The following is a 17,015-nucleotide window of genomic DNA, read 5'->3' as shown; positions in this document are numbered from 1 at the left end:
CTATGTCAGCAGGAACACTCACCCTGACGAATAATTCTGCCCAGGTATCAGGAGCCGGGACATCATTCAGCACCGAATTGGCAGCCGGCGATTTTATTGTTGTCACTGTAGGTGGCGTACCTTATACGCTTCCGGTCAAAACAGTTGAGAGTAATGCGGGCCTGATGCTGGTCAGCAATTTTACCGGGCCCACACAATCGGGTGCAGCATGGTCAGCAGTTCCACGTGTGGCACTGAATATGGTTACCGCTGCACTGGTAGCGCAGAGCGCAGAGGCACTTCGTGGCCTGAACTACGACAAGCAGAACTGGCAGCAATTTTTCACTGCGGACGGTGATGTAACCATTACGCTCCCTGATACCAGCCAGACAACAGGACCATCAGCGAAAAAGTTAATCAGTAGTGTAAGTCTTAAGGCGGATAAGTCGGATCTTAATGATTACGCCAAAAAAGGTGATAACTCTGACATCACCAGTCTGGAAGGACTCACTACTCCCCTCAGTATTACGCGTGGGGGGACTGGAAGTAATAGTGAATCCGGGGCGAGAACTAAACTTGGTCTGGGAACCTCGGCAATCAGAAATGCAGGCACAGATGACGGAAATGTACCTATTGTAGGGAGTATGTGGGGTTTTGGGCATGGAACAGCGGGGCATATTGTTATAAATGCCACTTCGAATAATGACATCTATTCGGCACTTATTAATTATGGAAGTTGTGTTTTCAGAAACAACGCTTCTATCCCTTCCACATCTTCTACAACATACGGTGCTGGTATCTGGTTACAAACAGGGGATACGGCGGGAGCGATTCAGATACCCTACTCTCCAGGGGGGAGCGTCACAGTCGTATCGGCCCAGGCAGGTATCGGAGTATTCTCGCGGACAATGTACGACACTGCCAACACAACAGTGGACGGTAATGGTTTCATTAAAAAAGCATCTCCGATCGTTAAACTGAAAGGCGACGGATCGGCGGAAGTTAACTACCAGGCAGAGGGGGCCTTCACAGAACGTCTTGACGTTGGCGTTTATCGTATTTCTGGCGTTTTGGGCTTCAACTCAGCTCCAGCATGGGGGGGTATCGATGGCGGCATTGAGATACCGCTCGACCGAAACAAACAGCCCCTGTTGTGGGTGGATTATAAAGTCGAGTCAGATGGTTCCATTCTGCTGAAAACGTACCACCGGACACATCCATCGGCACCGGAGTTTGCCCGTAATTTAATTGGCTACGTATCTGATAATGAAACTTTTATTGAAACCGTAAAAGACGGGGAACCTGTCGATATCCCTGCTGGGCGCTGGGTGGATCTGCGTGTTGAAATGCCTGCAGACAGTATCTTTAATCAACGTCAGGAGGAAATGAGGATAGCAATGGAACAGGCTGAGCAGGCTCGTTCTGAAAATCAGCAGAGCACCCAGCCGCGATAGTTGATGTAATAATGCTACAGCCAGGCATATCTGCTTGTTAATCTTCAGCTAACCAGAACTCAGCCTCTTCAAACATTTCCTGAACAATCCGGTTTATCTGTTCTTTCTCATGCTTGCTGGCGTCAGTGTTGATCGCTGGTGGTATTCAGCACATAGATACTAAAAATGGCGCTGTATATGCGCCATTTTACTATCTCATTGATGGTATCAGCGGGTTGTCCCCAAAGGGATTTCCGGATCCGGTTGGTGAGTAATCCTGTTACGTAGATCTCGTCGAATAATTTCGATGGACCAGAACCAGATTAAATGACCAAAAATTTCGGATACATTCTCATACCATGGAAGGTCAGCGAGAGGAGGGGTCAGTCCCATGAGAGGGAAGGAAATCATATGTACGAAAAGCTGGGCTAATGCACCAGCCAACAACCCCTGCCAGAGTTTAATTTTAGGAAAAACTTCTGCAACTACACAGTAGCCTACGGCGAACACAATAGAAAAAATGATGTGTGTTACACCAACCCAGTTAAACACATGCCCGGCAAAGGTGTAGACCGCTGCGTTAGGATCTGCAAGTCCCATCCAGTCCCGAAGGAAAATATATGGAGGGTTCAGGAAATTGCGGGAGCAATCAATTTGTCCCGCCGCTCTGATTAATGATTCCGGAACACATGCAGTAGTGAACATATCCGACGGGCTACGGGGCGGCAAGGGTACTTCAGCACCCCATTTAACGAATGCTGATACGATACCGGCGATTAACCCGATAAAAGCAGCCAGGCCATAACGTCTGCGGTTAGGTGGTGTTTGTTCAAATATATTCATATTTCATCCATTGAATTTCATTACATCAACGTAATTACTAAGTAGTATTCATAAAAAACAATGAATGTAAAGAATTGTATGTGGTTGTATGTTCTACATCTGAGTTAGTAACAGGAATTCCTAAATTAAACTACTTCATATGCTGCGGCAGAAAGACGGTGATATCAGCATCCGGGAAAATCTGGTGAAGCCTCTTACACAGTCAGATGAGTCTCATCAGATACCTTCGTCCGCTCTGTGCTGTGAGTTCAACGGGTCGATGCAACGCTATCCTTAATCAAGGGGGACGTTGCCATGAAACGAAGAACGCGCATTTACTACACGCCAGAACAGAAAGCGATTATCTGGGACCGATATAAGCAAGGTGATTCCCTGCACGATATCGCCAGAATGTTCGACAGATTTCACTCTTCTATTATGCCTACAATCCACCAGACAGGTGGCTACCGTCCTCCCGTGAGAAGGCGGCACCGGTTAGCGCTCTCGCTTGATGAAAGAGAGGAAATATCCAGAGGATTGGTAGCAAAACGCAGCATCAGGGACATCGCTGCCAAATTATCAAGAGCTCCTTCAACGATTAGCCGCGAGATTAGGAGACACGGTGGTGCAAAACAATACCGTGCAGCAAAAGCCGATACTGCTGCGTGGGAAAATGCTCTGAGACCAAAACCTTGCAAGCTAATTCAAAGCCCCGCATTGTGTAAAATCATTGCAGAGAATATGCATCAGGACTGGTCGCCGGAACAGATCGCCGGCTGGCTGAAACGCTGTTATCCGGATAGTCAGGAAATGCATGTGTCACACGAAACGATATATAAAACGCTTTTTATACAAACCCGGGGTGCATTAAAAAAAGAACTGCAGCAATGCCTCAGAAGCGGAAGAGTCGTGCGTAGATCCAGAACATCATCGCTTAAAGGGAAAGGATTAGGGTCAATCCCGGATACGATCTCTATCAGCGAAAGGCCACCTGAAGCAGCTGACAGAGCCATACCAGGTCACTGGGAAGGTGATCTGATCCAGGGCTCTAAAAACTCCTATATCGTCACCCTCGTAGAGCGTCATTCCCGTTTTGTTATGTTGGCCAAAGTCAGGGACAACAAGACCATAACGGTTATATCTGCACTCATCAAACAAGCCCGTGAATTACCTGCTGAGCTTTATAAAACATTAACATGGGACCGGGGTGCTGAAATGACCAGCCATACCCGGTTTACCGTAGCTACAGATATTCAGGTTTACTTCTGCGATCCTCAATCCCCCTGGCAACGCGGCTCAAATGAAAATACAAACAGATTACTCAGACAGTATTTTCCAAAAGGAACTGACTTATCGGTTCACAGCCAGCAAAGACTAAACAGTGTTGCCAGACAGCTCAACGAGAGGCCGAGAAAAACGCTAGACTATGAATCACCCGCAGAGCGGTTCAATCAATGTGTTGCATCCATCGGTTGAACTCACAGCCAATAGCGGACGTTATTAAGCTTATGCAAAGAACAACGTTATATTTTGTCCTGATTGACACGGGATGAAAACTCCTGATGGTTCTCTTTTCGTTCGCTGTAGCGATCCGCAAGATAGCCGGTTTGCCCCTTAAGCAGCAGAGTGATTTTAAACAGCTCTTCGGCTACATCGACAATGCGGTCATACCATGACGAAGGTTTCATTCGTCCGTTTTCGTCGAACTCTTGCCATGCCTTGGCTACGGAGGACTGGTTAGGGATCGTAAACATCCGCATCCACCGGCCCAGAATACGCATCTGGTTCACTGCATTGAAGGACTGTGAACCTCCGCAAACCTGCATTACCGCAAGTGTTTTGCCCTGCGAAGGACGAACTGCGCCTTCACTTAATGGTATCCAGTCAATCTGCGCCTTCATAACTGCGCTCATAGCCCCGTGCCGTTCCGGAGAACTCCACACCATCCCGTCACACCATCTGACCAGACCGCGCAGCTCGGCGACTTTAGGATGTGTATCTGGCGCATCATCCGGCAGGGGTAAACCTGAGGGATTAAATAGTTTTACCTCCGCGCCCATCGCTGCCAGCAGGCGACCAGCTTCTTCCGCAGCAAAGCGGCTGTAGGAGCGCTCTCTAACTGAGCCATATAGGATCAGAATCCGCGGCGGCTCGTGCAGGTGCAGGCGCTCGGCGATGTGTTGATCAAAGCATTCACTATTCAGTGCTGGAAATTGTTCCATTTTTCTACTCCGGAGAGATCAGATGATTTCAAATTTAATACATATGATTTACCATATGTATATTCTAAAGGGAACGGAGTGAAAAATGCTACAACCTGTTCAGCTTTTCAAAATCCTGTCGGATGAAACCCGGCTCGCCATCGTCATGATTCTCCGGGAGTCAGGAGAACTGTGCGTCTGTGATATCTGCGCAACCATTTCCGAATCACAGCCCAAAGTCTCGCGACATATGGCTATTCTTCGCGAGGCTGGGTTGGTTCTGGATCGTCGTGAAGGCAAATGGATCCATTATCGTCTGTCACCCCACATACCGGCATGGGCAGCGGAGACAATCACAACGTCCTGGCAGTGTATGCGAGAGGATGTGCGTGAATGGCTGGATAAATCAGCCTGCACCTCCTGTTGAGAAATGAAAACACATTTACATAATCATATATAACGGAGTCTGAGATGCTTTTGGCAGGGAGTATATTTTTACTGACGCTGATACTGGTGATCTGGCAACCCAGAGGCTTGAGCATTGGCTGGAGTGCGAGTATCGGGGCTGTGCTGGCGCTGGTAACCGGTGTCATCCATATCAATGATATTCCCGTTGTCTGGAATATCGTCTGGAACGCGACAGCGGCATTTATTGCGGTCATTATCATCAGTCTGCTACTCGATGAGGCCGGTTTCTTTGAGTGGACCGCACTGCACGTCTCCCGCTGGGGTAACGGGCGTGGTCGCCTGCTGTTTTCCTGGATAGTGTTGCTCGGTGCCGCTGTCGCTGCTTTGTTCGCCAATGACGGCGCCGCGCTGATTCTGACACCAATTGTGATTGCGATGCTGCTTGCAATGGGATTCAGCAAGGGCACAACACTGGCCTTTGTGATGGCCGCAGGATTTATAGCAGATACGGCCAGCCTGCCGCTCATTGTTTCTAACCTGGTGAATATCGTCTCGGCGGACTTTTTCGGTCTGGGCTTTACGCAGTATGCCTCCGTTATGATCCCCGTAGATGTGGCAGCGATTGCGGCCACGCTAGTCATGCTGCATCTCTTCTTCCGCAGGGACATTCCGGCGACGTATGACGTTTCGCTGCTGAAGACTCCTGCCAGTGTGATAAAAGATCCGGCAACGTTCAGGGTGGGCTGGATTGTCCTGTTATTGCTGCTTGTCGGTTTCTTTGTTTTGGAGCCTATGGGGATCCCGGTCAGTGCGATAGCGGCTACTGGCGCAGCAGTACTGTTTATAGTGGCGAAAAGAGGTAATGCCATCAACACCGGAAAAGTCCTGCGCGGTGCGCCATGGCAGATCGTTATTTTTTCGCTGGGCATGTACCTGGTTGTTTATGGCCTCCGCAATGCAGGGTTAACGGAGTATCTGTCTGGCGTGCTAAACCTGCTGGCAGAAAAGGGATTATGGGCAGCAACGTTTGGCACCGGCTTTCTGACCGCGTTCCTGTCGTCGGTGATGAACAATATGCCGACAGTGCTGATTGGCGCGCTGTCGATTGATGGGAGTACGGCGACTGGCGTCGTCAAAGAGGCAATGATTTATGCCAACGTGATCGGCTGCGATTTAGGCCCGAAAATCACCCCGATTGGCAGTCTGGCAACCCTGCTTTGGCTGCATGTGCTTGCCCAGAAAAATATAACGATTACCTGGGGATATTACTTCCGCACCGGCATTATCATGACTCTGCCCGTGCTGTTTATCACTCTGGCCGCGCTGGCGTTGCGGCTCTCCATCACTTTGTAATGAGATACAGATATGAGCAACATTACCATCTATCACAATCCAGCCTGTGGCACCTCACGTAACACGCTGGAGATGATCCGTAACAGCGGTAACGAACCAACCATTATTTATTATCTCGATACTCCCCCGACTCGTGATGAACTTAGCAAACTGATTTCAGATATGGGCATTTCAGTACGTACATTGCTGCGTAAGAACGTCGAACCTTATGAGCAGTTGGGTCTTGATGAAGACAAGTTTTCTGATGAGCAGTTGATTGATTTTATGCTTCAGCATCCGATCCTGATTAATCGGCCGATTGTAGTGACACCGATCGGCACACGTCTTTGTCGGCCCTCCGAAATGGTGCTGGATATTCTACCGGAAGGTCAGAAAGGAGTGTTTACCAAAGAAGATGGAGAGAAGGTCATTGACGAAACGGGTAACCGAGTTAAGTAATCTGCCCACTTCAAAATATCGGACGCCTGTTAACGCTATGCGGGCGTCCGCTTTTCGCTCAAAGCTGATGCTCTAGCACTATCGCTTCGTGCATCAACATATAGTTTCTATTAACTCCGGTCCTTGATTCCCAACATTCCCAACGGCACGCGTAACGGCGTGCCATATAAAATTATCAGCCGGCACGGAACCGTCGGCCGCAATTTCCGCAGCTTCTTTCCCTCCAACATCCTGCCTCATCCATTCACGAGCTGCATCTGGCGATAGTACCAGCGGTCGCCTGTCGTGAATATATACCAGCCCTTTGTCGGCCGCAGCTGTCACTATAAGGAAACCTTCTGCTTCATCTCCACGTTCGAAAGGTGTGCTACCGATCGCTGCCATAAATATTGGCTGACCGTCTGCTCGGTGAATAAAGTATGGTTGTTTCTTGTCGACTTCCATTTTCCACTCGAACCAGCCATCGGCAAAGCAAATCGCACGACCATGCTGCCAGAACGGTTTAAACATTCTGCTGGTGGCGACAGTTTCAGAGCGTGCGTTAATTAGCGGCGGTTTATCCCACCATCCAGGAGCATATCCCCAAAGCACAGGATCAAGATGCAGTTGTTCATCACGTTCATTAAGAAGTAGAACTTTGGTACCCGGCGCGACGTTAAAACGGCTAATGGGTTCTGGATCGTATGGAATGTCGCGTTCGACTTCATCAGCGAGCAGGGCGGGATAGTCTTCTCGTGTCATTGACTGTGAAAAGCTTCAACACATAGAAACCTCCCGTCAACTGTCAGACTGAAAGTATAGGATATTGGTTAGTACGAGAGGATTTGAACCTCCACACCACTAATATTCCATTATGGCTTCTACCTTCACAAGGTTGCTAAATGGCCGATAGACCACTACCCATCGTTACTTTTTTGGGGCAAATTTGGGGGCAAAAATCAGTTAGGGGCATAATTTGGGGCGATGAAATGACTCATATTGCCCGTGATTGTCTAAATTCATTTTTTATTAACTGATTGATTTTATGGTAATTAACTGTATTTACTGAATTTTCAAAATCAATTTTATAGTCTAACGCTGATTATGTGGCAGTGGGGATAAACATTTAATAAACCGGGGGAAGGGATGTTAATGCGGCGATAAAAAGCCGGAATCGCTTACGCTTATCCGGCTTCTGTTCAGCATCTGGCGGAGTGCAGATTACTTCAGTTCATCAACCATGGTGATGGCGCGACCAATGTAATTGGCCGGCGTCATGGCTTTCAGGCGGGTTTTCTCGTCTTCCGGCAGCGCCAGACCATCGATAAACTGCTTCATGCCTTCAGCGTCAACGCGTTTGCCGCGAGTCAGTTCTTTCAGCTTCTCGTACGGTTTTTCAATGCCATAGCGACGCATCACGGTCTGGATCGGCTCTGCCAGAACTTCCCAGTTATGATCCAGTTCATCCAGCAGATGATCGCGGTTCACTTCCAGTTTGCTCACACCCTTCAGCGTGGACTGATAGGCGATCAGCGCATAGCCAATGCCCACGCCCAGGTTACGCAGAACGGTTGAATCGGTCAGGTCGCGCTGCCAGCGGGAAACCGGCAGTTTGCTCGCCAGGTGTTGCAGAACCGCGTTAGACAGGCCCAGGTTACCCTCAGAGTTTTCGAAATCGATAGGGTTTACTTTGTGCGGCATGGTGGAAGAACCAATTTCACCGGCAACAGTTTTCTGCTTGAAGTGACCCAACGCAATGTAACCCCAGACGTCGCGATCGAAATCGATCAGAATGGTGTTAAAACGGGCGATGCAATCAAACAGCTCAGCAATGTAGTCGTGCGGCTCAATCTGCGTGGTGTAGGGGTTCCACTGGATGCCCAGCGAGGTGACGAACTCTTCGCTAAACTGATGCCAGTCAACTTCCGGGTAAGCGGCGATGTGGGCGTTATAGTTACCCACAGCACCGTTGATTTTACCGAGGATTTCAACCTGGTTGAGCTGGCGATACTGACGTTCCATGCGGTACGCCACGTTTGCCATCTCTTTGCCCATCGTTGACGGGGTGGCAGGTTGACCGTGAGTACGGGAGAGCAGGGGAATATCGCGATATTCAACAGAAAGCGCGGTGATGCCATCAATCAGTTGGCGCCAGTACGGCAGGACTACTTCGTCGCGCGCCGTTTTCAGCATCAGCGCGTGAGACAAGTTGTTGATGTCTTCTGAGGTGCATGCGAAGTGGATAAACTCGGAAACAGCGTGCAGTTCCGGGATATCCGCCACTTTTTCTTTCAGGAAATACTCAACTGCCTTCACGTCATGGTTGGTCGTACGCTCGATGGTTTTGATACGCGCAGCATCTTCTTCATTGAAGTTAGCGACGATCGCATCAAGGTAACCGATTGCGTCGGCAGCAAAAGCAGGAACTTCCTTGATCGCTGCGTGCGCGGCCAGTTTTTGCAGCCAGCGTACTTCAACCTGTACACGGAATTTCAGCAAACCGTATTCGCTGAAAATCCCGCGCAGCGCGCTGACTTTATCGCCGTAGCGTCCATCGACAGGGGAAACGGCGGTCAGTGAGGATAATTCCATAGATCACAACTCCGGGGTTAAATGAGCAAGAATTTGTTTTGCCTGAGTCGTCAGGCGATTACGAGAAAACATGAGTTGCAGACGGCCGCCACCTACCTGATGCCAGAGCACGGCAGCGCGAATGCCAGCCAGCAATGAAGCGCGTACTTTGGCCTGAACCTGTGGGCTCTGCAGGATAGCCGGGGAGCCAGTGACCTGAATACGCGGGCCGAGTGGGCTGATGACGTCAACATAAATGCCGGCCATCGCACTCATCAGTGTTTCTGACTGCAAATCAAAATGGTCCAGTTGGCGCTGCAAGCCGTTGATACGGTCTCCCAGCGTGTCCATGGCGCCTTTGGCGGCCGAAAGCTTACGCTCCAGTACCATCAGGCTTAATGTATAGCGGGTAAGTTCCGCGTTCAGCCCCTGACGGCTGCTGGCGTTGAGCACACCGAGCATCGTTTCCAGACCGAGACGCAGGTTGGCCTCGCTGCCGCCAAACACGCCCAGCGTAGAGCTGGGATTCATGTCAATGACGCTGTTCAGTGAAACGTGTAATGCATCGGCATCACAATGCCCCTGGTGCGCCAGTTCTTGCACCAGGCGTGCCGACTGACAAATGCCTGCCAGGGCGAGGGTGATGTCATAATAATTCTTTGCCACGTTCACTGCTTCCTTGTATCAAATGTGTAAATAATTATACCGGCAGAGGCAATCGTTGTTCGATAATGCCGCCGCCGAGGCACACTTCGCCATTGTAAAAGACCGCCGACTGACCCGGCGTTACCGCCGCGACGGGTTCATCGAAAATGACTTCAATACGCTCGGCATCCAGTGCCTTAACGGTGCACGGAATGTCGGTCTGACGATAGCGGGTTTTCACCGTGCAGCGCATGGTGCCGGTGAACGGTTGACGGTCGACCCAATGTAATTGCTGTGCAATCAGGCCAACGGACATGAGGCGCGGGTGTTCATGACCCTGAGCGACAACCAGAATGTTGTTCTCAACGTCTTTATCCACCACATACCATGGATCTTCGGTACCTTCTTTTGTTCCGCCAATACCCAGACCTTTACGCTGACCCAGGGTGTGATACATCAGCCCCTGATGCTGGCCAATTTCTTCACCGTCAACGGTAATGATCTTGCCGGGTTGTGCTGGCAGGTAACGACCGAGGAACTCACGGAACTTACGTTCACCGATGAAGCAGATGCCGGTGGAGTCTTTTTTCTTCGCAGTAACCAGACCCAGATCTTCGGCAATTTTACGTACCTGCGGTTTTTCCAGTTCGCCAACCGGGAACAGGCTTTGCGCGATTTGCTCATGGCCGAGGGTATAGAGGAAATAGCTTTGGTCTTTATTGCCATCAAGCCCACGCAGCAATCGACTTTTACCGTCGACATCCGCGCGACGCACGTAGTGACCGGTGGCGATGTAATCGGCACCTAAATCTTCAGCGGCAAATTCGAGGAAGGCTTTAAACTTAATTTCTTTGTTGCACAGAATATCCGGGTTCGGCGTACGACCCGCTTTGTACTCTTCAAGGAACAGTTCAAAGACGTTGTCCCAATATTCTGCGGCAAAGTTGACGGTATGCAGCTCAATGCCGAGTTTGTCACAGACAGCCTGAGCATCCGCAAGGTCGGCGGCTGCTGTGCAATATTCCTCGCCATCGTCCTCTTCCCAGTTCTTCATGAACAGGCCTTCTACCTGATAACCCTGTTGTTGCAACAGCCAGGCAGAAACGGAGGAATCGACACCGCCGGACATGCCGACGATCACTTTTTTTGGGCTTTCAGACATAGGAATACTCACGACATTGAACTTCAAGGCGGCATATTCTAGCACGCAGCCCCTTACTTGACACCCTCTGTAAACGGCCAGTTAAATTCACCGATCATCGCCAGCGGGTAGCGTTGTCCGCTCTGGTAGCAGCGAATGCTCTCCGCAACCAGCGGTGAGCGCAGGTTTGGCGCGCAGAGAACTTCTTCTGCGCTGACCCAGTGACAGCAATCTATATCGCTGTCATGAGGTTCGGTAGCGCACATATTGGCAAGCTCGATAGAAAACAGAAAACGTAAAAAGGGCGTTTTATCCGGCGCAATCCATTGATGCATTCGAATGAAATGTTGTGGCTGTGCGTGGATACCTGTCTCTTCCCAGAGCTCGCGCGCGGCGGCCTGCACTAACGTCTCATCCGCTTCCAGATGTCCTGCTGGTTGATTCCACAAGGCTTTGCCATTGATTGTTTCCTCAACGACCAAAAACTTATCTTCTGCATGCACAATGCAGGCGACCGTGACGTGCGGTTTGAACATACCTGTTCCTTATTCAGTTAGTTACATCCCGCCATTGACCATTGGCGAGATTATCCAGTGTGTAATCTCCCATGGCGTAGCGAATGAGGCGCAGCGTCGGGAATCCAGCATGTGCTGTCATACGGCGAACCTGGCGGTTGCGGCCTTCATATAAGGTCACTTTCAGCCAGGTGGTGGGGATATTTTTCCGCTCCCGAATGGGTGGGTTTCTCGGCCACAGCCATGCAGGCTCTTCTACCACTTCAATACCTGCTGGCAGCGTGGGACCGTCATTGAGCGTTACCCCGGTACGCAGCGCATTCAGCGCTTCTGTCGTCGGCTCGCCTTCAACCTGGACGTAATAAATTTTCCCGGTGCGCTTTCCGGGTTGTGTTAAACGGGCCTGCAGCGCACCGTCATTGGTCAGCACCAAAAGCCCTTCACTGTCCCGGTCGAGTCGGCCCGCAGCATAGATTCCCGGCACGGGAATAAAATCTTTTAACGTGCTTCTGCCTGCCTCGTCCGTAAATTGCGGCAAAACATCGTAGGGTTTATTGAACAAAACCACGCGTTTTGGCTGGTTTTCTTTACGCTGCCTGGTGACTTGTCGTGAGCTGAATCGCTCAACCCGGTGATTTCTAAAAGAAGTTTTTTGCATGGTATTTTCAGATTATATCAATTGCCGCATTATAGCCTAAGAACGAGTGTCTTTCATGGCGGCAAACATTAGGGTAGTATTGACATGCTCATTACAAAACATTAACAAAAAATTGCTCTAACGCATTCGTGCAGCAGGACGCAAACGCACATGCAGCGCGATGACAGACGAGCAGAACCAGAAGCGCTCGAAGGAGAGGTGAATGGAAAGCAAAGTAGTTGTTCCGGCGGAAGGTAAGAAGATCACCCTGCAAAACGGCAAACTCAACGTTCCTGAAAATCCGATTATCCCGTTCATTGAAGGCGACGGTATCGGCGTTGATGTAACCCCACCGATGATCAAAGTTGTCGATGCTGCTGTCGAGAAAGCCTATAAAGGCGAGCGTAAAATCTCCTGGATGGAAATCTACACCGGTGAGAAATCCACTCAGGTTTATGGCCAGGACGTCTGGCTGCCTGCTGAAACCCTTGATCTTATTCGTGAATATCGTGTTGCCATCAAAGGCCCACTGACCACTCCAGTTGGCGGCGGTATTCGCTCTCTGAACGTTGCCCTGCGTCAGGAACTTGACCTGTATGTCTGCCTGCGTCCGGTGCGTTATTACCAGGGTACGCCTAGCCCGGTTAAACACCCAGAACTGACCGACATGGTCATCTTCCGTGAAAACTCAGAAGATATCTATGCGGGGATTGAGTGGAAAGCGGACTCCGCTGATGCTGAGAAAGTGATTAAATTCCTGCGCGAAGAGATGGGCGTGAAGAAAATCCGCTTCCCGGAACATTGCGGTATCGGTATCAAGCCGTGTTCCGAAGAAGGGACCAAGCGTCTGGTTCGTGCAGCGATTGAGTACGCCATCGCTAACGATCGTGATTCTGTTACCCTGGTTCATAAAGGTAACATTATGAAATTCACCGAAGGCGCGTTCAAAGACTGGGGTTACCAGTTGGCGCGTGAAGAGTTCGGTGGTGAACTGATTGATGGCGGTCCGTGGGTTAAAATCAAGAACCCGAAAACTGGTAAAGAGATCGTGGTTAAGGACGTTATCGCCGATGCGTTCCTGCAACAGATCCTGCTGCGTCCCGCTGAGTACGATGTTATCGCGTGTATGAACCTGAACGGTGACTACATCTCCGATGCGCTGGCAGCACAGGTTGGCGGTATTGGTATCGCACCGGGTGCCAACATTGGTGACGAATGTGCGCTGTTTGAAGCAACCCACGGTACTGCACCGAAGTACGCAGGCCAGGATAAAGTGAACCCAGGTTCCATCATCCTGTCTGCAGAAATGATGCTGCGCCACATGGGTTGGACCGAAGCGGCTGACCTGATCGTTAAAGGTATGGAAGGCGCGATTAACGCGAAAACCGTAACCTATGACTTCGAACGTCTGATGGATGGCGCTAAGCTGCTGAAATGTTCAGAGTTTGGTGACGCGATCATCGAAAACATGTAATCCAGATTCTGGGTTGTGTGAGAACGGGAACCGGGGGTTCCCGTTTTTTTTCAATGGAATTCGGTGGCGATTAAAACCGCTTTAAACCTGCCGGGGCTCTACGCCAGATTTGTATTTTTTACCCTCATGGTATTTGTGATTAGTGTTGGCGAACACAAATTGATATTTACGTCTGGTCTGTAAGCTCAATGACGCGGTTCTTGCCAGGATATCTCGACCCGACAAGCAATCATATTTTTTATAGATGAGCTGCAAAACCAGGTTCTGGTGATTCATTGCACAGCACTCATTCGATGAGAGGCGTGAAACCCTCTGCCGGAAAAACAATATCCTGCTGTTGCCTGAAAAAATAGACCTTTATATTTATGTGTGTTTATTTTTACTACTTAAACAGGCAGCTTATTTTTTGTACGGTGGTAGCGAAATTTACTGTGTCGCAAATAACAGTAATGGCCTTTTTTAAGCAATGTCAAAAAATAAATTTAGATTAACTCTTTGATTTTAATGGGCTAAAAGATGGGGAAGCTTACAGTATCAATAATCGCTGGGCAGCATGTGTAAATAGCATAATAACTAAATTATAATTCTCTTACATTCGATAGATTGGTGAGGTTAGAATGCGGTTAATTGTCATGTTGTTAAGCTTTGTCGTCACTACCCAGGTCTGGGCCGGTGAACTTTCCAAACCTGTCGGTAAAGTCCTTTTAACAGTGTCCGGTAATATAGAAAATACCAATGAAGACGGGAAAGCCATTTTTGATATCGCCAGTCTCGAGAATCTGGGCACGGTAAGTTTCCAGACCTCCTCACCCTGGTATAATGGACGCACTACCTTTACGGGTATCTCGCTGCAAAAGCTCATGGATTATGTCGGGGCAAAAGGTTCTGTTGTTAAAGTCACTGCGCTCAATGACTACACCACCGTTATCCCACTCAGTGATTTCAAAAAATATAATGTTATTCTTGCTCTAAAAATCAACGGAGAATATATGCGCATCCGTGATAAAGGCCCACTATTCATCGTGTATCCCTATGACAGCATTCCTGAACTGAATAATCAGATTTTTTATTCAAGGTCAGCATGGCAGGTCAGCTCAATGAAAATTGAGTAGGGGTTCAGAGGACCATCATGAACAGAATACTGGCTGGCATTATATTCTTCCTTTTTATATCTACCGGATATATATCTTTCCTTGTGCACGAAAGACAACAAGAACTACAGAAACTGACTCACTACACCGATTCATGGTCTGCTGTTCAAATGGTATCAGAATATTACCGATTTGAATCGTGGCTTGGTCTCTACATTAGTGATGATACGATGACGCTCGATGCTGTGCGCCTGCGTCTCGATATTATGCTCAGCCAGAGCGATTTAATAAAGGAAGGTGATTTAGGGCATTATATAGAGAGCAATCAAGCGCATTATGAACTGGCTATACAGCTTGAAAAAATGCTTAATTATCTGGATGTTCATCTTGAGAAAATGAATCGTTCAGAACTCAAGGCATACCTGAAAGAAATGCATGCGCTTGATGCACCGCTAGCCCGTCTTTCATCCGGTGCGTTAGATAAAGATGTTAGCTCGATTAATAATACAAATATTAACATTCAAACCCTGTATTATATTTATTCAGCTATTTCAGTATTGCTTATAATATTGAGTGCGATACTGGGGGTTCTGATTTTTTTTCAGAACAGAAACATTTTGAGAGCACATCTCCAGGTTAAGTGCCTTGCTGAGGAACTTCAGGAATCTAAAGAAAAACTGCAGATCCAGAATGCAAAACTGGAGTATGACGTCTATCACGACTCTCTCACCGAGATGAACAATCGCCAGTTATTCTGGGGGGATTTAAATAAAACCATCGAGATGGCAGAAAAAAACAATGGCTCTGTGACGGTGATGTTGTTCGATTTAGATCGATTCAAAGAGGTAAATGATACGTATGGCCATGATGCCGGTGATATGTTATTACGTCAGATATCCCATCGTTTGATTTCTATGAGCCAGGGTTCCGACACGCTATATCGTTTAGGCGGCGATGAGTTTGCTTTTCTTTCGAGCGGTCTGACAGAGAGTCATGCTGTTTCCCGAGCCCAAAAAATATGTGATTTTATCAACCAACCCTACACTATTTATAACGCAATTATAAATATAACCACTTGTGTTGGTATTGTTATCTCTGAAACTGAACGCCGTTCCGACTATCTTTATAAATTTGCCGATCTGGCGCTTTATGAAGCGAAAAATGAAGGCTCGGGTAAAATAAAAGTCTTCCGACAGCGGATGTTAGAAAAGCTGCAAGAAAGCAGAACTCTTGAGCATGATATGGCAATGGCCATAGTGAATAAAGAATTCGTGGTTTATTATCAGCCTATTGTCGATTCTTTCAGCCAGGAAATTTACAGCTATGAAGCCCTTATTCGTTGGATACATCCTCTAAAAGGGCTTCTGTCGCCGGATAGTTTTATTCCTGTTGCAGAAAAAACAGGAATGATTAACGAGATGGGAAAATCTGTGCTTGAAATTGCATGCAGGGAAGCAGCGTCCTGGACCGTACCGGTTAAAATTTCAGTCAATGTTTCACCTGTCCAGCTAAGCAGCAAGGCCTTTGCCGGAATCGTGCTGTCCATTCTGAAAGAAACCGGACTTCCGGCAGACCGTCTCGAGCTGGAAGTGACGGAATCCTCTCTCTTTACGGAGAGCAATACGCCGATGAATACGCTTAACAAGCTCAGAGCTCTGGGGGTAAAAATCTCCATCGATGATTTTGGTACCGGATACTCTTCTCTTTCGCGACTGAGTCGGCTTGCTTTCGATAAAATCAAAATAGACAAGTCCTTTGTGCATTCGATATCTACGCAGGAAGACGCCCTTAATATCATCAGGCTTATTACTGGTATGGCGAAATCGCTGAATATGAAAGCTGTTGCAGAAGGTGTCGAAACAGAGGAACAGCTGGCGAGCCTTCAGGCTTTGGGCTGCGATTTCGCGCAAGGGTATCTGTTTGGTAAACCGCAGCCGGGTATCAATGGGAAAATCAGAAACGGTTAAATAACGCCCGTTCCTCGTGCCCTGGCGATATGCTAAATCAGCGTAACGACAACGTACTTGCCAGCGCTAAGACGTTGGCAATTGCCGCTTTCGCTTGCGGACTGTTTTTCCAGCATGTCGAGCCGACCATTGACGCCGCTTGCTGGGTAATATCGTCGACAGTAGAGTTTTTAAGATCGGCAAGCGAGTGGAAACCAAGTTGCTCAAGCCGCTCGATGACTTTGGGGCCAACGCCTTTTAATGACAGAAGTGCCTGACGCTCAGTGGTTGAAAAGGGCATTGTCTCTCCTTACGTATGCGCAATACTGACAATCCGCTTACGAATACACGCTGATAGCGGCCAGGCTATCAGTTATAGCCT

Annotated in this window: 17 protein-coding genes, 1 tRNA gene and 1 pseudogene; 8 read left to right on the top strand and 11 right to left on the bottom strand. The window is 48.7% G+C overall.

Features of this window, described 5'->3' with window-relative positions; all coding sequences use genetic code 11:
• The first annotated feature begins 2 nt into the window (after positions 1-2).
• Positions 3-1,433: a phage tail protein gene (locus G8S19_RS13075; protein WP_253685282.1), complete on the top strand. Its 1,431-nt coding sequence runs from the start codon at positions 3-5 to the stop codon at positions 1,431-1,433.
• Between the two features lie 37 nt (positions 1,434-1,470).
• Here the strand turns inward: G8S19_RS13075 and G8S19_RS13070 are convergent.
• A pseudogene (locus G8S19_RS13070) lies at positions 1,471-1,572 on the bottom strand (DinI-like family protein); the annotation flags it as partial.
• A gap of 68 nt (positions 1,573-1,640) precedes the next feature.
• A complete protein-coding gene (locus G8S19_RS13065; protein WP_040231974.1) occupies positions 1,641-2,255 on the bottom strand; it encodes a YagU family protein in 615 nt (204 codons plus the stop codon).
• 294 nt (positions 2,256-2,549) lie between these two features.
• Here G8S19_RS13065 and G8S19_RS13060 point away from each other — a divergent pair, with 294 nt between their 5' ends.
• Positions 2,550-3,710, top strand: a complete 1,161-nt coding sequence (locus G8S19_RS13060; protein WP_253685221.1) for an IS30 family transposase — start codon at positions 2,550-2,552, stop codon at positions 3,708-3,710.
• 47 nt (positions 3,711-3,757) lie between these two features.
• Here the strand turns inward: G8S19_RS13060 and arsH are convergent, their stop codons facing one another.
• A complete protein-coding gene (gene arsH / locus G8S19_RS13055; protein WP_253685280.1) occupies positions 3,758-4,456 on the bottom strand; it encodes an arsenical resistance protein ArsH in 699 nt (232 codons plus the stop codon).
• Positions 4,457-4,541: 85 nt separating this feature from the next.
• On the opposite strand from arsH, the gene G8S19_RS13050 reads away from it, so the two are divergent.
• From G8S19_RS13050 to arsC, 3 genes are read left to right on the top strand one after another with little or no spacing between them, the layout of a single operon-like run.
• A complete protein-coding gene (locus G8S19_RS13050; protein ID WP_047041444.1) occupies positions 4,542-4,862 on the top strand; it encodes a transcriptional regulator in 321 nt (106 codons plus the stop codon).
• A gap of 44 nt (positions 4,863-4,906) precedes the next feature.
• The gene (locus tag G8S19_RS13045; RefSeq protein WP_048211255.1) at positions 4,907-6,196 is read left to right on the top strand and encodes an arsenic transporter; all 1,290 of its coding nucleotides are present in this window, start codon (positions 4,907-4,909) and stop codon (positions 6,194-6,196) included.
• A 12-nt stretch (positions 6,197-6,208) separates the two neighbouring features.
• A complete protein-coding gene (gene arsC / locus G8S19_RS13040) occupies positions 6,209-6,634 on the top strand; it encodes a glutaredoxin-dependent arsenate reductase (RefSeq protein WP_048211254.1) in 426 nt (141 codons plus the stop codon).
• 93 nt (positions 6,635-6,727) lie between these two features.
• Here arsC and G8S19_RS13035 read toward each other — a convergent pair whose 3' ends face one another.
• The 7 genes from G8S19_RS13035 to rluE form a co-directional block, all read right to left on the bottom strand.
• Positions 6,728-7,375 carry an SOS response-associated peptidase gene (locus tag G8S19_RS13035; RefSeq protein ID WP_253685278.1) on the bottom strand — a complete coding sequence of 216 codons (648 nt, stop codon included), beginning with the start codon at positions 7,373-7,375 and terminating at the stop codon, positions 6,728-6,730.
• A 65-nt stretch (positions 7,376-7,440) separates the two neighbouring features.
• Positions 7,441-7,537: transfer RNA gene (locus G8S19_RS13030), tRNA-OTHER, on the bottom strand.
• A 297-nt stretch (positions 7,538-7,834) separates the two neighbouring features.
• Positions 7,835-9,205: an adenylosuccinate lyase gene (gene purB, locus G8S19_RS13025; RefSeq protein ID WP_005120992.1), complete on the bottom strand. Its 1,371-nt coding sequence runs from the start codon at positions 9,203-9,205 to the stop codon at positions 7,835-7,837.
• A gap of 3 nt (positions 9,206-9,208) precedes the next feature.
• Positions 9,209-9,850 carry a high frequency lysogenization protein HflD gene (gene hflD, locus G8S19_RS13020; RefSeq protein WP_016153409.1) on the bottom strand — a complete coding sequence of 214 codons (642 nt, stop codon included), beginning with the start codon at positions 9,848-9,850 and terminating at the stop codon, positions 9,209-9,211.
• A 34-nt stretch (positions 9,851-9,884) separates the two neighbouring features.
• Positions 9,885-10,991 (bottom strand): tRNA 2-thiouridine(34) synthase MnmA, encoded by a 1,107-nt coding sequence (mnmA, locus tag G8S19_RS13015; RefSeq protein ID WP_048212599.1) that lies wholly within the window; start codon positions 10,989-10,991, stop codon positions 9,885-9,887.
• A gap of 53 nt (positions 10,992-11,044) precedes the next feature.
• Positions 11,045-11,506 carry an NUDIX hydrolase gene (locus G8S19_RS13010; RefSeq protein ID WP_048211947.1) on the bottom strand — a complete coding sequence of 154 codons (462 nt, stop codon included), beginning with the start codon at positions 11,504-11,506 and terminating at the stop codon, positions 11,045-11,047.
• A gap of 13 nt (positions 11,507-11,519) precedes the next feature.
• Positions 11,520-12,143 (bottom strand): 23S rRNA pseudouridine(2457) synthase RluE, encoded by a 624-nt coding sequence (gene rluE, locus G8S19_RS13005; protein ID WP_054528293.1) that lies wholly within the window; start codon positions 12,141-12,143, stop codon positions 11,520-11,522.
• A gap of 202 nt (positions 12,144-12,345) precedes the next feature.
• Here rluE and icd point away from each other — a divergent pair, with 202 nt between their 5' ends.
• The 3 genes from icd (at position 12,346) to G8S19_RS12990 (ending at position 16,654) form a co-directional block, all read left to right on the top strand.
• Complete coding sequence (icd, locus tag G8S19_RS13000; protein WP_003841892.1) at positions 12,346-13,596, top strand: NADP-dependent isocitrate dehydrogenase; 1,251 nt, start codon at positions 12,346-12,348, stop codon at positions 13,594-13,596.
• 617 nt (positions 13,597-14,213) lie between these two features.
• Positions 14,214-14,708, top strand: coding sequence for a molybdopterin-dependent oxidoreductase (locus tag G8S19_RS12995; RefSeq protein ID WP_048211945.1), 495 nt, complete (start codon positions 14,214-14,216; stop codon positions 14,706-14,708).
• A 17-nt stretch (positions 14,709-14,725) separates the two neighbouring features.
• On the top strand, positions 14,726-16,654 hold the full coding sequence (locus G8S19_RS12990) for a bifunctional diguanylate cyclase/phosphodiesterase (protein WP_253685275.1): 1,929 nt from the start codon (positions 14,726-14,728) through the stop codon (positions 16,652-16,654).
• 37 nt (positions 16,655-16,691) lie between these two features.
• On the opposite strand, the gene G8S19_RS12985 is transcribed toward G8S19_RS12990, so the two are convergent.
• Positions 16,692-16,934 carry a helix-hairpin-helix domain-containing protein gene (locus tag G8S19_RS12985; protein ID WP_048211943.1) on the bottom strand — a complete coding sequence of 81 codons (243 nt, stop codon included), beginning with the start codon at positions 16,932-16,934 and terminating at the stop codon, positions 16,692-16,694.
• Positions 16,935-17,015: the final 81 nt, after the last annotated feature.

Origin of the sequence: Citrobacter sp. SX206, from assembly GCF_024181025.1 — a bacterium.
In the GTDB taxonomy this organism is placed as follows: Bacteria; Pseudomonadota; Gammaproteobacteria; order Enterobacterales; family Enterobacteriaceae; genus Citrobacter; species Citrobacter youngae.
Note: the sequence above shows the minus strand (reverse complement) of the source record. Positions and strands in the feature narration are given on the sequence as shown.

Bases quoted from the DNA above. Each gene is read 5' to 3' on its own strand.
- G8S19_RS13075 (WP_253685282.1), top strand. From the start codon at position 3: ATGTCAGCAGGAACACTCACCCTGACGAATAATTCTGCCCAGGTATCA.
- G8S19_RS13065 (WP_040231974.1), bottom strand. From the start codon at position 2,255: ATGAATATATTTGAACAAACACCACCTAACCGCAGACGTTATGGCCTG.
- G8S19_RS13060 (WP_253685221.1), top strand. From the start codon at position 2,550: ATGAAACGAAGAACGCGCATTTACTACACGCCAGAACAGAAAGCGATT.
- arsH (WP_253685280.1), bottom strand. From the start codon at position 4,456: ATGGAACAATTTCCAGCACTGAATAGTGAATGCTTTGATCAACACATC.
- G8S19_RS13050 (WP_047041444.1), top strand. From the start codon at position 4,542: ATGCTACAACCTGTTCAGCTTTTCAAAATCCTGTCGGATGAAACCCGG.
- G8S19_RS13045 (WP_048211255.1), top strand. From the start codon at position 4,907: ATGCTTTTGGCAGGGAGTATATTTTTACTGACGCTGATACTGGTGATC.
- arsC (WP_048211254.1), top strand. From the start codon at position 6,209: ATGAGCAACATTACCATCTATCACAATCCAGCCTGTGGCACCTCACGT.
- G8S19_RS13035 (WP_253685278.1), bottom strand. From the start codon at position 7,375: ATGACACGAGAAGACTATCCCGCCCTGCTCGCTGATGAAGTCGAACGC.
- purB (WP_005120992.1), bottom strand. From the start codon at position 9,205: ATGGAATTATCCTCACTGACCGCCGTTTCCCCTGTCGATGGACGCTAC.
- mnmA (WP_048212599.1), bottom strand. From the start codon at position 10,991: ATGTCTGAAAGCCCAAAAAAAGTGATCGTCGGCATGTCCGGCGGTGTC.
- G8S19_RS13010 (WP_048211947.1), bottom strand. From the start codon at position 11,506: ATGTTCAAACCGCACGTCACGGTCGCCTGCATTGTGCATGCAGAAGAT.
- rluE (WP_054528293.1), bottom strand. From the start codon at position 12,143: ATGCAAAAAACTTCTTTTAGAAATCACCGGGTTGAGCGATTCAGCTCA.
- icd (WP_003841892.1), top strand. From the start codon at position 12,346: ATGGAAAGCAAAGTAGTTGTTCCGGCGGAAGGTAAGAAGATCACCCTG.
- G8S19_RS12995 (WP_048211945.1), top strand. From the start codon at position 14,214: ATGCGGTTAATTGTCATGTTGTTAAGCTTTGTCGTCACTACCCAGGTC.
- G8S19_RS12990 (WP_253685275.1), top strand. From the start codon at position 14,726: ATGAACAGAATACTGGCTGGCATTATATTCTTCCTTTTTATATCTACC.
- G8S19_RS12985 (WP_048211943.1), bottom strand. From the start codon at position 16,934: ATGCCCTTTTCAACCACTGAGCGTCAGGCACTTCTGTCATTAAAAGGC.